Source organism: Nocardioides sp. (genome assembly GCF_047606145.1).
In the GTDB taxonomy this organism is placed as follows: domain Bacteria; phylum Actinomycetota; class Actinomycetes; order Propionibacteriales; family Nocardioidaceae; genus Nocardioides.
The window spans coordinates 19,508-34,981 of sequence record NZ_JASGET010000020.1 but is presented as its reverse complement, the minus strand read 5'-3'; the positions used below and the strand labels follow the sequence as shown (position 1 = coordinate 34,981).

The following is a 15,474-nucleotide window of genomic DNA, read 5'->3' as shown; positions in this document are numbered from 1 at the left end:
GCCTGGCTCCACATCATCTGGCACTGCTGGCAAGACGACCTCGCCTACGACCCCGCCCGACACCGCGCCCTGCAACGCTTCCTCGCCAGCCAGACCGGGGCGGCTTGACATAGGGCTTCTCATCCGCTCTCCGGGTCGCCGAGGCGGATGTTGTCCAGCGCCTCGGAAACCTGACCGATCAGCTCCTCCTCGTGGTCGTGCACGAAGAAGTGGCCGCCGGGGACGGTGCGAAGTTCGAAGGTCCCGGTGGTTTCTTCCGCCCAGCCACGCATCGCCTCCGGGTGGGCGTCGGGATCGCCCGTTCCGGCGATTGCGGTCAGGGGAATCGAGAGGGGTGGCTCAGATGCCGCAGCGTAGGTGTCCACCAGTGCGAAGTCGGCCTTCAGAACGGGTAACAACACGTGGAGCAACTCTGGGTCCGCAAGCGCCTCGGCCGGTGTGCCGCCCAACTGCTTGAGACGTCGCAGCAGCGACTTGACGTCAGCATCCGGGGCACTCGGAACCCGCAAGGCGGGGGGCGTGCATCCCGACAGCAACAGGAGGGACGGTTCGGGTGAGCCACGATGGCGGGACCACCGGGCTAGCTCAAACGCCACCAGCGCACCCATGCTGTGTCCGAACACGGCGTACGGTCGATCCAACATGGTCCCGACCCCGGCAGCGAGCTGTGGGACGAGGCGGGTCATCCGGTCGGGTGGGGACTCTCCGAACCGGCGGTCCCGGCCAGGAAGTGCGGCCACGACCACCTCGTACCGAGGCAGCGCACGGGGCCAGCCGGCGAAGATTCGGCTGTTGCCACCGGCGTACGGGAGGCACAACAGCTGAGGCGCACCAGGACGAGGTACCGGGACCCGACCCCACCTCGCTCCGACGGTCACCGTTAGTCCTCGTCCTCGAGCTCTTCCAATGCGGCGATCACGGCGTCGAGCTGTGAATCACTCTCGGGCATCTCTCGGCCGTGCTCGATCGCCATTGCGAGGCTGTGGAGTGTCGGCTCCTCGAACACGACCCGCAGAGGGATGTCGACCTTGAGCACGTCACGAATACGAGTAACCAGGTCGACGACCTTGAGTGAGTGACCGCCGAGCTCAAAAAAGTTGGCCTTTCGGTCGACTTGGGGCACCCCTAGGAGGTCCACCCAGATCTCGGCCAGCGCCAGCTCGACCTCTCCCTCGGGCGGCGTGATGCCCTCAGATCGGTCCCCCCTGAAAGCGGTGTGGGCCGGGGGGAGGGAGTTCTTGTCCACCTTGCCGTTCGGCAGCATCGGGAGCTCCGGGAGGAAAGCCCACCGATGGGGAACCATCGGCTCAGGTAATCGTTCGCGCAGGTAGCGCTGCAGGTCGGCGACCACCAAGTCGTTGGTTGCCGGCACGACGTAGGCGCCCAGCGCTGGCTCCGCGTCGCCATCGTCAACCGCGATCACGGCTGCGGCGACCACGTCCGGATGGACGTTGAGGACGGCCTGGATCCCGACGGGCTCCACCCTCACGCCGTGGACCTTCAGTTGGTCATCGGTGCGGCCGAGCACTTCCAGCGTGCCGTCCGGACGATAGCGGCCGTTGTCGCCCGTGAGGAAAAGCACGTCATCAGGGTCATCGTCGCGGAACCAGTTGGGGAGGAAACGCGCGGCCATCTCCTCGGGTGCGTTCGTGTAGCCGTAGGTGATAACCCTGCTACGCAACAGCACCTCACCGACCTCGCCGATGCCGCATGGCTGCCGATCGCGATTGATGACGAGGATCTGCGTGTCCGGTAGTTCGCGGCCGACCGACTGCACGCCGGGGATCGGCTCCTTCGGGACCTGGTGGTAGGTGCGCACCATGGTCTCGGTGGTGCCATAGAAGTTGATCACTGTGCCGCCCGGGCGGATCCTGTCTCGCCAGCGTCGGACCAACTCCTCGGTCAGTGGCTCTCCGGCAAAGTAGACCCAGCGCATCGAGGTGAGCGCTACGCCCTCTGGCACGTTGCTTACCCAGCGGCGGGCCAGCGAGGGCACAACATGGAGTAGCGTCACTTGTTCGTCGGCCAGCCAGCGAAGCACCGCCGTGGCGTCGAGGCTGACCATCTCGTCATCGGGTATGCACACTGTGCCACCACTGGTGAGTGGTAAGAAGATGTCGCGCAGAACCATATCGAACAGCAATCGAGTGGTCAGCCCGCAGCGATCGCCCGGGCCAACCCGGAACGTCTCCCGCTGCCAAGTGATGAGGTGGTCGAGCACGTCGTTGCGGCCGAGGATGGCCTTGGGTGTGCCCGTCGTACCCGAGGTGAAGTACAGGTAGGCAGGATCCTCGGGGTGGGGATCTGGTAGGGCCACGTGGAGAGCCGGCTCGGCGTCGAGGACACCCGTGTCGCCCGCGACACGGAAGACCGGCACATCGCATCCAGGGACCCACGACTCAGCCGCTCCGCCGTCGCCCACCAGCAGCAGTCTGGTGGCCTGTCCAACGTCGAGCATGACCCGCTGCCGTGCCTCTGGCACCATACGGTCCATCGGGAGCGCGACGCCGCGAGCTCGCATCACCCCAAGGAACGCTGTGATGTATCCGAAACTTGGCTCTCCCACGATTCCAACGACATCGCCTTCGCTGAGCCCGTTCCCTCGCAACTGGCGGGCGATCGCTCGGACGCTCTCGGCGAGCTCCCAGTATTTCCATTCGCGACCGCGATAGCGGACCGCAACATGGTCTGGGACGACGTGTGCGCGCTCTTCGACCGTGGTCACCACCGACAGACGCTCGGGGCGTTCCAAGGGCTCGGCAGGATCCCGGAGAAGCGCTCGAGCCGCGGGCGTCACCAAGGAGTAGCTCCACAACGACTGATCCGGGTCCTCTACCACCTGTTCGAGGAGGAATTCGATCTGATTCAGCAACTCGGTCATCCGCTCGGAGGTGAACCGCTCGTCCTGGTACACGAGCTCGAGTTGGATACTCTCTTGGTGTTGGTTGACGTAGAGCGTCAGTGGGTACCCGGCGTAGAGCCTGCCCAGCATCATCGGGGTGACTGACAGGTCGGCAAACTGTTGCTCGGCCGAAGCCGGGGCGATGTTGAGCACCGCGTCGATGAAAGGCGTCCGCGACAGGCTGCGCTCGGGCTGCAGCACCTCGACGAGCCGCTCGAATGGCACGTCCTGGTTCGCGTACGCCTCGAGTGCAGTGTCGTGGGTCCGCCGCAGCGCCTCACGGAACGTGGGCTCCCCGGCAAAGTCGAGTCGGCCGACGAGCATGTTCAAGAACACACCCACGACCTCCTCGAGTTCGGGCTGCTGCCGGGTGGATGCCGGGATGCCAACGATCACCTCGTCGGAGTCGACGTGTCGAGCTAGCACGGCACCGAAGACTGTCAACATCGTGCTGTAGAGGGTCGTTCGTTCGGCGGCGCCCAGCGCCCGGATGCCTTCGCTCAGCTTCGGCGTCAACGAGCACGACACACTGCCCCCTGTGTATCGCGGCTCCGTGGGGAGCAGGAGGTCGACGGGCAATTCCAAAAGTGGCACATCGCCGGACAGCCGTGATCTCCAGTAGTCCAGCTGTTCGGCGTAGCGGCCCGACGCTGCCTCCTCGCGCTGCCAGACCGCGTAGTCTGCGTACTGCAGCGTCGGCGCTGACGGCAACACTGTCTCGTCGGCCGCGTACGCCTCGTACAGGGCGCCGAGTTCAGCACGCAGAACCTCGTACGATGTCGCGTCGAAGGCAATGTGGTGCACCTTGACCAGCAGCACATGGTCGTCCTCGTCCGCCTTGACCAGGGCGGTTCGCATCGGCGCCACATCCAAGTCCAATGGCTCCGCGAGCAGCGCCTCGGACGCTTCGATAACGGCTTGTTCACGTCGCTCCGACGGATACCCGGCGAGGTCCTCCATCGGAATCGTCAGCGGCTCGGCGGGAGCGACTACTTGTCGCGGACCGTCGTCCGTGGCCGGGAAGGAGGAACGTAGAACGCGGTGGCGCTGAACTAGAGCAGTGACGGCATGCTCCAGGACGTCCACCCGAAGCGGCCCCCGGATCCTGAGCGCCACGTTGATGTCGTACATTGGGCTGCCTGCGAGAATCCGGTTGAGGAACCACAACCGTTCCTGGGCGAAGGACAGGGGGATCTGCTCCCCCGCCGACCGCTGCCGCGGCACCACCGCCGGGGATGCGCCGTCCGCGGCGAGCCGTTGTTTCAGCAGTGCGAGCCTGTCTGCCGATAGTCTGCGTGGCTCGTCGCTTCCGGTTGTGTGAACCGTTCCCTCGAAATCGTCCACTGGACCATCCTCACGGTCGGACCCGTGTGCCCAGCTTGAGAACAGGAGCGCCCGAGACCCGTTTGATTGCAGTGTAAGCAACCTTCCGGTCGGCTGTCAGTCCCTCATCTTCTTGGGGCTCGTTTCGGGACACGTCTCGCCCCACCGAGCCCTCGCCTCGCTCTCGACCTCTGCGAGACTGGTGATCGGCAGTGTGGACGCATCTACTCCGGCAGCCATATCGGCTGCCGAGTACCCCCAGCGAGGGCCAGGAAAGCCGATCAACCGCCATCCGATCCCGTCACGGTTGCCTCCGTGAATGGGGTCGCTGAACATTCCATGCAGCGTGTGCTCACACACCAGTCCGAAGAAGTAGGCTGCCGAGTTCTCCACGAGTGTGGACGTCTCCGCGGCCATCAGTTCGTCGACCTCAGATTCCAGCGCCACGAGCACCGCATCCTGGTGCGCCTCCTTGAGGTCGGTGAAGCCCACCCCATGGATAGCCACGGCTCGGCGATCGAGTTCGGCCAGACCGGTGCGGTAACACTCCAGGACACCCGAGCGAGATTCGTCTACTACGCTACGGATATAGTCGACCACGCCTGCCTCAGCGGCTCCCGGGTCGGTCGGGTCCCCCGGAAAGATCCGCCGCGTCACTGCGTCAAGCAGGTACAGTTCGGCCTCGGACAGGTGACTGGTCTCGGGACTCACCGCTGACCCGAGAGGAAGAGGGTGGCCCTGAGATTGTCGGCGTTCTGTTCCCGGTCTTCGGCCATGCGGTGCAGCCTCGCGCGCAGGCGATCGTCCAACTTGTCGATGCCCGGGTAATTGACCTCTACAAGGTTTCCAGCGGGATCGCGTACATAGAACTGAACTGCGCCGTCGGGCAGCTCGATGAGCGCATGACCGTAAGTGTCGGCGTCGATAACACCCAACTTTTCTGCCCGGGCGTACACCTCCGTCAGGTCATCGACCGTCACAGCGAAGTGGTGATACGCCGGGGCCGGCGACGGCCGACCGAAGAGATGCAGCTGCAGGTCCCCGATCTGGAGCCAACGAGTCGGAGTTCCGAAGTCCGGAGCCGGAAGTTCGGTCAACTCAAACAACTCAGTATAGAACCGGGCGGACTCCTCGACGTCGACGGCATGCACGCTCACGTGGTTATACCTTGCCCGAATAGCCATGGGCACCTCCGATCACCGAGCGTGTCACCCGCCGGGAGTCCAATGTGCGATACCAGCTGTCATCGTGCCACCATCGAACGTAACTCCCCCACCCACTCTAGGTCTGAGTCGTTGCCGCAGCAATGCTGTGCCCCGCTCATCGTCCCATCTGGCACCGGCACGGGCACGGCAGTCATCGCGCGCCTCCTCGAACGAGTCGAAGTGGTAAGCCGTCGTGTACCTGAACCGCTTCACGTCAGGCGCGATTCCCATCTGACGCAGCAACAGCACAAGGTGGCGCAACAGGGGCTCGCGCGCTCCCCCTGCGATCACCTCCGCAGGGTGGGCACTGGGATCATCCCTCATCGCCACGACAACCCGCCGCTTGGCCGCTTGGTCCAGTTTACGCAAAAACGGGACCGGATTGGCGATCGGGTACAACGTATGAAGACAGGTCACGACATCGGCCCGCAAGTCTCCCGCAGCGAGCCAGTCGGCCGCTACGACCTCGAGCCCCGGCGTGGGCGGTATTCGAGCGCGCATCTGCTTCGACGGCTCTACCGCCACGACGAGACGCACACGCTGCGCCAGCGGGACCGCATGCCGACCGGTTCCTGCACCTACGTCGAGCACTGTGGTGTCAGGGGTCAACCAAGTGCCGAGCAGGTCCAGCAGCGGCCCGTCCTGGCCAGAGACCGACTGCGCGTACCGCTGTGCACGCTCGTCCCAGTAGGTCGTGTCCCGCGGACCCACTGTGGCGTCCCGCGCCGCGACCAGTTCCCGCCAATTCTCCGCCCAGTCCGCGTCTAGCACGGGGTCGTGACCCGGGTACGCGCGAGTGAGCGGTCTGTTCATCAATCCTCCCTGTGCCGTTGGTGGCTAAGCCGCGAAAAGTGCACCCGGTCACGCGCACCAGACTCCTCAGAATAGACTCACCTGATGGTGCCGGACCCTTGGGACGAGGCAGCGCGGGCGGCGACGCTGGTGGGCGTCGAGGTCGACGACTTGGTCACGATGCGCGAGCACCACCAGGCCGCTGAGCTTTTCGCGCGGGTCTTCGGCACCGGCACTACCTATGCACCGCTTTCGCCGAATCTGCTCCGGGCGCTGGCGGTTTCAGGATGCTATGCATCGGGTGCGCGCCGAGCTGGTGTACTGGTTGGTGCCTGTGCTGGATTCCTATGCGCGGCGGGACTGTTCTCCCAGACCACCGCCGTGGCTAGCGGATCTCAGTCCGGCGGGGTGGGGTTTGCATTGAAGCAGCACCAGCGAGCCTGGGCGATGAGCCGGGGTATCCAGATAATCGAATGGACGTTTGACCCACTCGTTCGGCACAACGCACACTTCAACATCGCGAAACTAGGCGCCAGCGCGGTGAGCTACATGCCGGACTTCTACGGTGCGATGGACGACTCTATCAACGCCGGAGACTTCAGTGACCGCTGCTTGGTGCGTTGGGAGCTCCACGCGCCAGTGACGATAGCGGCCGCAGCCGGCAGGCCTTGGCGACCCAGCATCTCGAAGTTGCGCGACTCGGGGGTGCCGGTGGTGCTCGACGGCGAGGACGGCGAGCCGTGCCTAGGCCCGCCAACTTCGGCCGCTGTCCGGTTGTGTCGCATCCCGCACGACGCCGTGCAACTACGTTCCCAGCATCCCGAACTGGCCTTCCGGTGGAGGCGTGCTCTTCGAACCGCCCTGGGTGAAGCTCTCTCCGCAGGGCTCGTGGCCTCGGAATTCGACGACGGCTGGTTCGTACTTCGACGCCCAGCCTCCCAGCCAGCCAAGGTGGTGCCCGGTGAAGTTGCATCGAGTTGAATTGCTGCGCTTGCGCATGCCGCTGGTCGCTCCTTTCCGAACCGCCTACGGCATCGAAACCGAGCGTGACGTGCTGCTGATCCGGGCCAACCTCGACGACACCGTGGGTTGGGCGGAGTGCACCGCCCCCGAGCGTCCGGCATTCTCCGCGGAATATCAGCAGGGTGCCTACGAGGTGATCGTGCGTCACCTGCTGCCCCGGCTATTTGCCGCCCATGACCTCACTGCGGCTCGCGTCCACCCCGCGTTGGCTACGGTGAGTGGACATCCGATGGCGAAGGCGGCGCTTGAGAGCGCCGTGCTGGATGCTCAGCTCCGGCGCAGCGGAATGCGAATGGCGGACTATCTCGGGGGCATACGCGAGAGGGTTCCCGCCGGGGTGTCCATCGGTATTCCGGAATCTCTGGGGGCCTTGTTGGAGAGCGTGGCCGGCTACCTGGACGCCGGCTACCGCCGGGTCAAGTTGAAGATCGAGCCGGGGTGGGACCTAGTGCCGGTCCGTGCCGTCCGGGAACGGTACCCCGACCTCTCGCTCCAGGTCGACGCGAACACCTCGTACGCCCAGTCGGACGTGCGTCGGCTCGTCGAGCTCGACCAATTTGACCTGCAGTTGCTTGAGCAGCCGCTGGCCGCGGACGATCTGCCTGGCCACGCGCGTCTGGCGCGGCGGCTGCGCACGCCGGTTTGCCTCGATGAGTCGATTGCGTCGGCGCGAATGGCCGCCGCGGCGATCGACCTTGGTGCCTGTTCAGTCGTGAACATCAAGGCGGCCCGGGTGGGCGGCTACTTGGAGGCCCGCCGGGTGCACGACGTGTGCAGCGCCTCTGGGATACCCGTCTGGTGTGGCGGAATGTTGGAAACCGGTGTCGGTCGGGCCGCAAACGTGGCCCTCGCGTCACTCCCCGGATTTGTACTGCCCGGGGACATCTCTGCCTCGGACCGCTACTGGGTCACCGACCTGACCGAGCCTTTCGTGCTTGACAACGAGGCTCACCTGCCCGTGCCGGTGGCTCCTGGGATCGGCGTGGAGCCCGATCCGGCTATTCTCGCCGACCTGACCGTGCATCGCGAAACGTTCACTCCCTGATCTCGATGTCCCGCCGAGTCGCTGTGCTGGGTGTCCTCGGGGGCTCGGGTGCTGGGGTGAACCGGTGCGTACCGTGATCGAACCCGGTGGCGTCGTTCATCCAGAGACAGTCGTCTCCCATGCTGGTCTCTGGACGGGCGAATCTCGTGCGGCTGGGCGTCTGCCCAGACCACGGTGGTGCCGTTTTCGACTGTCCGAGAACCGCACGCGGCGGAACCGCGACCGTCCTGCCGAATCGTGATGGGCGTCGTTGGGCGCGTGTCTCGATGCATCTCTGGACACACCGACTCTCCAAGTGTATGAAGGGGGAAGTAGGTTCACCGACGCGGAGCGCACCCCCCCAGTCGACCTCGGAGTGTCGTCGATGTTGGGCAGCGCGACGTAGCGGGGAGGCAGCCGATGGAAGACCCTTGGGGAATCTCGGGGACAACGACGGTTCTTGAATGCATCGAGGGCTGGCGGTGCAGACGCCCCGCCGCGCCAGCGGTCGAGGCGCCCGATGGAAATCTGACCTACCAGGAGCTCGACCAGAAGGCAGAGGCCCTGGCCGATGCCCTGCGGGGATACGGCATCGGCGCGGGCCATATAGTCGCGCTTCGACTTGATCGCTCCGCACTGCTCGCGGCCTCAGTGCTGGCGGTGTGGAAGACCGGCGCCGCCTACCTGCCACTCGATCCCTGCTATCCCGCAGAGCGGCTGGACTACATGCTCTCCGACTCTGGCGCCGCCTTGGTCATGGATCCACCATCGATGCCCGGTGGTGACCCAGCGATCACGGAACTAGGTGGCATGGCCACGACGACCAAGGCGGCTGTCGGTGCGGGCCATGGCCGGCCAGCCCCGGACGACCTCGCTTACGTGATCTACACCTCCGGGTCGACCGGTCGACCGAAGGGTGTCGAGGTTCTCCATCGGGGCCTGCCGGTGATCGCAGCAGCCCAGCGTGAGTTGCTCGGTGCCGGCCCAGGAGATCGTGTGCTCGCCTTCGCCTCGCCAAGCTTCGACGCCTCCGTCTTCGAACTGCTCATGTCCTTCGCCACCGGCGCCACACTCTGCGTCACCCAGCCAGAGGACCTGATGCCCGGCGAGCCTTTGGGAGACACCTTGGCGCAGCAAGAGGTGACGATCGCCACCATCCCGCCATCTTCGCTCGGCGCGGTCCCGTACCGACCACTTCCCAGGCTCCGGCTCCTCACCGTCGCCGGAGAGCCATGCACGGCGGAGCTCGTCGACCGGTGGGCTCCCGGACGGCGGATGGCCAACCTGTACGGGCCCACCGAGGCGACCATTTGGTCCACCTGGCACGAGTGTGTCGCCGGTGAGGGCCGCCCCCCGATCGGCGTCCCGATCCCCGGCGTCAGGACCAGCGTCGTCGACGCCGACCTGCGACCGGTACCGGACGGAGAGCCCGGGGAGCTGTGCGTTGGGGGACAGGTACTCGCCCGCGGCTACCTCGGGCGGGACGACCTGACGGCGGACCGGTTCATCGAGTATCCCGAGGGGCAGCGTGTAGCCCGCTGGTACAGGACGGGCGACATCGTGCAGCGCTCCCCAAGGGGTGTCTACGACTTCATCCGTCGTGTCGACGCACAAGTCAAGATCCGCGGCTACCGGGTCGAGACCGGTGAAGTCGAATCGGCGCTCGCTACCCAGCCCGCGGTCCGTGAGTGCGCAGTGGTGGCGCGGCCAGACCGCGAGAATTCGGCCACTTTGGTGGCCTACCTCGTGGCTGAGGGTTCTGAGCGGCCGACAGCAGGAGATGTCCGCGCGCAACTGGCCCGGACCTTGCCGGACTACATGGTGCCCAGCGTGGTCCAGTGGATCCCGGCGCTGCCGCTGACACCCAACGGCAAGCTCGACCGCAATGCCCTGTTGGAAGCGCGACCGCCCATCAACACCCTTTCCCCAACCGGCACCCAGGCAGGTACACCGAACATTCTGGCGCAGGGCCCGGGGCAGAGGGAAGAAGTCGTTACGGCCGCGGATAGCGGCCCGTCCGATCTCGTCGCTACCCAGATCGCGCAGGTGTTTGAGGCCGTGCTCGAGATGGAAGCTGTCGGTATAGATGACAACTTCTTCGAGATTGGTGGGCACTCGGTGAAGGCGGCCTCCGTGGCGAGCCGTGTGTCGCGTGCGTTTGGCCTCACTCTCCCACTCCGCGAGGTCTTCGACCGTCCGACGCCGGCAGCGCTGGCCGTCGCGGTACGGGAACTGGTGCTTCGGGACTTGGATCAGCTCACTGATGAGGAAGTCGCCCGCCAAGTGGAGGCCCACGAGCGCTAACGGTTGGATCGGGCCACGACGATAGGCGGGGAGAACATGACGAGCAGCGGTGATCTGACTGCCCGCTTGGCGCGCCTACCGCGAGAGCAACGGGCTCGAATGCTGCATCGCCTGCGGCAGTCTTCCGCTTCGCCCCGTGACGCTGCCGGTCCGGAGTTGATGCAGCGACCGCGCCAGGACCGCAGCGTGCCGTCCTTCCAGCAGGAACAGATGTGGTTCGTTGACGCCTTGGGTGGCGGCGGAGTGCGAAACAACAGCACGCAGGCGTTCGCGCTGCGCGGGTCCCTCGACATGGCCGCGCTCACTACCGCGCTCGTCGAGATCGTCCACCGACATGAGGTGCTACGCACGCGGCTGATCGAAGAGGGCGGCTTCGTGTGGCAGGTCGTCGAGGACGAGGTCCCACTGGACGTTCCCCTGGTCGACCTGAGCGCGCTGCCACTTGAGGAGCGCAACCGCCGGTTGGCCGAAGTGGAGCACGAGCACCTTGACCATGACTTCGACCTCGGCGTCGCGCCACTCTTCAGCCCGTTGGTAGTGCGGTTGTCACAGGACGAGCATCGACTGCTGTGGGTGGTGCACCACGTCGCGTGGGACCCAGGCTCGCGTCACGTCTTCCTGTCCGAGCTCATCGCCCTTCACGACGCGTTCAGCCGTAGCCAGCCGTCGCCGCTGCCGGACCCCGAACTCCAGTACGCGGACTACGCGATCTGGCAGCGCGAGCGGATGAAGTCCGAGTACGGTGCGCAACTTGTTTCGTACTGGCAGGAACATCTGCGAGGGCTCGAAGGCTTCGAGCTGCCTCCGGACCGCCCGCGGCCGCCCGAGCGTCGATTTCGCGGCCGACGCGTCTCGCGAATCGCGGGTGACGGCCTCTTGTCCGAACTGAACGCCCTGAGTCAGCAGCACAAGGCGACGACCTTCATGACGCTCCTGGCGGGCCTGGACGCGCTGTTTCACCGCTGGACCTACCGTGACGACGTCACCGTGGCGACCGCCGCGATGTTGCGGCGGCGACCCGAGTTGGCTGCGCTCATCGGCTGCTTCGTCAACATGACCGTCCTCCGAGTCGATGTCGGCGGGGATCCCACGTTCGCCGAGCTTCTGGGCCGGGTCCGGACCACGGTCCTGGACGCCTTCGAGCACGACGAACTGCCCTTCGAGAAAGTGGTCGAGGCGGTTGCGCCCCGACGCGATCCGCGGCGCAACCCATTGTTCCAGATCGAGTTCACCATGTTCGCCGGTGAGCCCGCAGCACCGACAGCCGATGTCGTGGGCGGCTTGGAGATCGATGCGATGTACCTGCCCGACGACGTGTCTCGGTTCGACCTAAGCGTCATGGCAATGCTGGACGGTGATGACCTCGTGTTGAGTGTGGAGTACGACACCGATCTCTACGAGGAGTCCACGGTGGAGTTGCTGCTGGAGCGATACGAACTGATCCTGCGCGGCGCCGTCGCCGACCCAGAAGCTCCGATCTCGGCACTGCCTCTCATGTCTCAGCAGGATGCAGACGCCCTAGTCGGCACCTGGGCAGACGGAGGTCCCGCGGAGTCCTCGGACGCGACGTTGCAAGAACTCTTCGACTGTGTGGCCGCCCGTCAGCCAGATGCGCCGGCTGTCCGCAGCGGCGAGCGGACGCTGAGTTACCGCGACCTCCAAGAGCGATCGGTCGTGCTGGCCAACCGGCTGCATGAAGCTGGAGTCCGCACCGGCGACCGGGTCGGGCTCCGGGTGGACCGGTCGGAATGGTTCCCCATCGCCGTGCTGGCGATCCTGCGAGCGGGTGCCGCTTACGTTCCTGTTGACTCCGACTGGCCGGCCGAGAGGGTGCGGACCGTCCTGGACAATGCCGGGACCGAGTTGCTCGTGTCTGTGGCTGAAGGGCTGCCGAAGCTTCCAGACCTCGACCAAGTGGTTCTGGACCCGACCGGAACGGCACCTGAGCAGAGTGGGGATCGTTCCCCGGGCGAACCGGCCGCGACCCCAGACGATCTCGCGTACGTGCTATTCACCTCGGGGAGCACCGGTCAGCCCAAGGGAGTCATGATCGAGCATCGCTCGGTAGTTGCCTTCACGCGAACGATCATCGAAGCCTACGACATCACTCCCGCAGACCGTCTGGCACAGTTCGCATTGCCGACCTTTGACGTGTCGGTTTTCGACCTGTTCGCCAGCCTGTGCGCGGGCGCCGAACTGGTGATCGTCGGCGTCGAGGAACGCCGCGACCCGGCAGCCCTGCAGCGCTTGCTCCGCTCGACCGGCGTCACCGTCGCCGAGTTGCCACCGTCGCTGGTGCCCGCGCTCGATCCGGCCGCGCTGCCGGGCTTGCGGCTCCTTTCGCTGGGCGGTGAGCCGTTCCCTGGCTCACTGGTAGACGCGTGGGCGTCTGACGGGCGCCGAGTGGTGAACGGGTACGGACCGTCCGAGACGACCGTCGCAGTGACGCTCGCCGACTGCCTCCCCGGCGGACCCGCCAACCCGCCGATCGGGCGACCGATCCGCGGCCACCGCGCGTACGTGCTGGACGAGCAGCGGCGCCCGGTTCCCGTCGGCGTCCTGGGTGAACTCTACGTCGCCGGCCCGCAGGTTGCCCGCGGCTATCTGAGCCGACCCGACCTCACTCGGGAAAGGTTCCAGCCCGACCCGTTCACCTCACTAGCGGACCAGCGGATGTACCGGACCGGCGATTTGGTCCGGTGGCGACCCGACAAGCAGCTGGAGTTCATCGGCAGGATCGACCGGCAGGTCAAGATTCGCGGACATCGCATCGAACTGGCGGAGGTGGAGGCCGCCGTCGTTGCGCATCCTGACGTATTCGCCGCAGTCGTTGAGACAGTCGGCGCGCAGGGCTCCTCTCCCCACCTGGTCGCGTACATCGAGGTGCCCGTCGAGGTGGAGTTGACCGTGAGCGCGGTCCGCTCCTTTGTCGCTGATCGGCTGCCCGGATACATGGTGCCGGCCCAAGTAGTACGGCTACCAGAACTGCCGCGCACGTCCAGTGGGAAAGTCGACCGAGAGCGCCTCCCAGCGCCCTCACAGGAGCGGCCGGAGCTGGACCAGAGTTTTCGACAACCAACTACCGCGCTGGAGCGACGGCTGGCCACCGAGGTCTTCGGTCCCCTGCTCAAACTGACCACCGTCGGTGTCGACGATGACTTCTTTGAACTGGGGGGCAGTTCGCTCCAGGCCACTCAACTGGTTGCTCGAGTACGTTCCGAACTCGGTGAGGAAATTCGACTGGCCGACTTCTTCGTCAAACCAACTGTCGCCGCGGTCGCGGAGTTGATCGAGAGAGCAGTTGCCGACGATGGCGCCAACCTCGACCAGATGCTCGACAGGCTCGATGAGTTTTCCGATGACGAGGCCGCCGACTACCTGTCCTTGCTCCAGAACGGCGAGGCCGAGCGTTGACCCGCCGCGAGGACCGCATGTCCGCGTTGAGTCCGCAGAAGCGCCAGTTGCTGGACCACCTCACTGCTCAGCGCGAACGATCCCGACCATGGCCCGTGGAGGTGGTGTCGTCAGATCGACGGGAAGGCGAGTTTCCGGCAACAGCCGGGCAGCGGCGAACTTTCTTGCACACCCGCGACCACCCCGAGGAGACGTTCTGGAACATGCGTATGGGGCTACGCCTCCGCGGCCCCTTAGACGCACCGGCAATGGTGCGAGCGGTCCAGCGGCTCCAGGACCGGCATGACTCGCTGCGCACTACCTTCCGGCTGGACGGCGACCGTGTGCTCCAGGTGGTTGCTCCGCGTCCAGCGGCAGCGATCCCGATCGTCGACCTCGAGGGCTTGCCTTCCGACTTGGTCACCCAACGGATGCGACACGCCGACCATGAGGAAGAGACACGCCCCTTCGATCTGTCCTGCGACAACACGCTCCGAGGAAGGATCCTGCGTGTTTGTCCCGACGATCACGCCCTCTTACTGACGGTGCACCACGTCGTCCTGGACGGCTGGTCTGCCAACGTTCTGACTCGCGACCTGTTCGCGTTGTACGACGAGGAACGCGGCGTCGCTGAGGCCACCCCGGAGCCGCACCTCCAGTTCCATGACTACGCCGAGTGGCAGCACCGGTGGCTGCACAGTTGGAGCCGGATCGAGCAGTCCCAATACTGGCGGCGAACGATGGCTGGCGCGCCCCCTGTGTTGGATCTGACTGCGAGGAAACGTGAGGAGTCAGTCGGGTTCGAACGCGGCCACCGCACGTTCGAGATCGGCCCCGCCGTTGCCGAGGCAGTGCGCGAGATCGGTCGATCCTGCGGCGCCACCATGTTCATGACGCTCGTTGCAGCCTTCAGTGTGCTCGCCGCCCGCGACGCCGCACAGCAGGAGATAGTGATCGGCGTGCCGATCGCCGCACGACACCAGAGCGAGCTCGAGGATGTCGTCGGGCTGTTCGCGAACATGGTGCCAGTGCGCGTGAACCTGAGAGGAGCGGCCAGCTTCCATGAACTCATCACTGGAGTTCGCCAGACCGCCCAGGACGGGTTCTGTCATCAGGATCTGCCGATAGAGGAGCTGCTTAGCGAGCTCGACGTGGAAACTCCTGTTGGTTACGCGCCCGTCATCCAGGTGATCTTCGCGCTCTACAACTACCCGCGCGCCTTCGTGGAGTTGACGGGCATCGACGACGAGCCACTATCTGATGGCCCCCCGTCGGAGGCGCTGCAAATCTACGCTCCTCATGACGTGCGCCCGGATCTGTGTATCCGCGTGTATGACCAGCTCGGCAGGACCAGTTGCCGCTGCTTCTTGGAGTACAACGGCCGGGCGCTCAGCGCGAACCGTGCCGACCAGATCGTGGAGGACTATCTTGAGCTCCTTGGCCGGCTCACCGCCGATCCGAACGCACCCCTGACGCGCGCGTTCGAGAGCGCGTCGAGACGGTGAGGG

General features: G+C 65.5%; 10 protein-coding genes. 5 read left to right on the top strand and 5 right to left on the bottom strand.

Going from position 1 to position 15,474, the window contains the following annotated elements:
- Positions 1 to 119: 119 nt before the first annotated feature.
- From QM638_RS03405 to QM638_RS03385, 5 genes are all read right to left on the bottom strand, one after another.
- Complete coding sequence (locus QM638_RS03405) at positions 120 to 878, bottom strand: thioesterase II family protein (protein WP_415140529.1); 759 nt, start codon at positions 876 to 878, stop codon at positions 120 to 122.
- Positions 879 to 880: 2 nt separating this feature from the next.
- Positions 881 to 4,246 (bottom strand): non-ribosomal peptide synthetase, encoded by a 3,366-nt coding sequence (locus QM638_RS03400; RefSeq protein WP_415140528.1) that lies wholly within the window; start codon positions 4,244 to 4,246, stop codon positions 881 to 883.
- 96 nt (positions 4,247 to 4,342) lie between these two features.
- Positions 4,343 to 4,936, bottom strand: a complete 594-nt coding sequence (locus QM638_RS03395) for a gluconate 2-dehydrogenase subunit 3 family protein (RefSeq protein WP_415140527.1) — start codon at positions 4,934 to 4,936, stop codon at positions 4,343 to 4,345.
- Positions 4,933 to 5,382: a VOC family protein gene (locus tag QM638_RS03390; protein ID WP_415140526.1), complete on the bottom strand. Its 450-nt coding sequence runs from the start codon at positions 5,380 to 5,382 to the stop codon at positions 4,933 to 4,935. Before QM638_RS03390 ends, QM638_RS03395 begins: the two co-directional genes overlap by 4 nt.
- 51 nt (positions 5,383 to 5,433) lie before the next feature.
- Positions 5,434 to 6,243: a class I SAM-dependent methyltransferase gene (locus QM638_RS03385; protein ID WP_415140525.1), complete on the bottom strand. Its 810-nt coding sequence runs from the start codon at positions 6,241 to 6,243 to the stop codon at positions 5,434 to 5,436.
- 84 nt (positions 6,244 to 6,327) lie between these two features.
- On the opposite strand from QM638_RS03385, the gene QM638_RS03380 reads away from it, so the two are divergent.
- The 5 genes from QM638_RS03380 to QM638_RS03360 all read left to right on the top strand — a co-directional run bounded on the left by QM638_RS03380 (position 6,328) and on the right by QM638_RS03360 (position 15,471).
- Entirely contained in the window at positions 6,328 to 7,203 is an 876-nt protein-coding gene (locus tag QM638_RS03380; RefSeq protein WP_415140524.1) for a GNAT family N-acetyltransferase, read from the top strand.
- Complete coding sequence (gene menC / locus QM638_RS03375; RefSeq protein ID WP_415140523.1) at positions 7,184 to 8,290, top strand: o-succinylbenzoate synthase; 1,107 nt, start codon at positions 7,184 to 7,186, stop codon at positions 8,288 to 8,290. The genes QM638_RS03380 and menC overlap by 20 nt, the downstream gene beginning before the upstream one ends.
- Positions 8,291 to 8,689: 399 nt before the next feature.
- On the top strand, positions 8,690 to 10,573 hold the full coding sequence (locus QM638_RS03370) for a non-ribosomal peptide synthetase (protein ID WP_415140522.1): 1,884 nt from the start codon (positions 8,690 to 8,692) through the stop codon (positions 10,571 to 10,573).
- Between the two features lie 99 nt (positions 10,574 to 10,672).
- Positions 10,673 to 13,987, top strand: coding sequence for a non-ribosomal peptide synthetase (locus QM638_RS03365; RefSeq protein ID WP_415140521.1), 3,315 nt, complete (start codon positions 10,673 to 10,675; stop codon positions 13,985 to 13,987).
- Positions 13,984 to 15,471, top strand: coding sequence for a condensation domain-containing protein (locus QM638_RS03360; protein ID WP_415140520.1), 1,488 nt, complete (start codon positions 13,984 to 13,986; stop codon positions 15,469 to 15,471). The genes QM638_RS03365 and QM638_RS03360 overlap by 4 nt, the downstream gene beginning before the upstream one ends.
- The last annotated feature ends 3 nt before the right edge of the window (positions 15,472 to 15,474 follow it).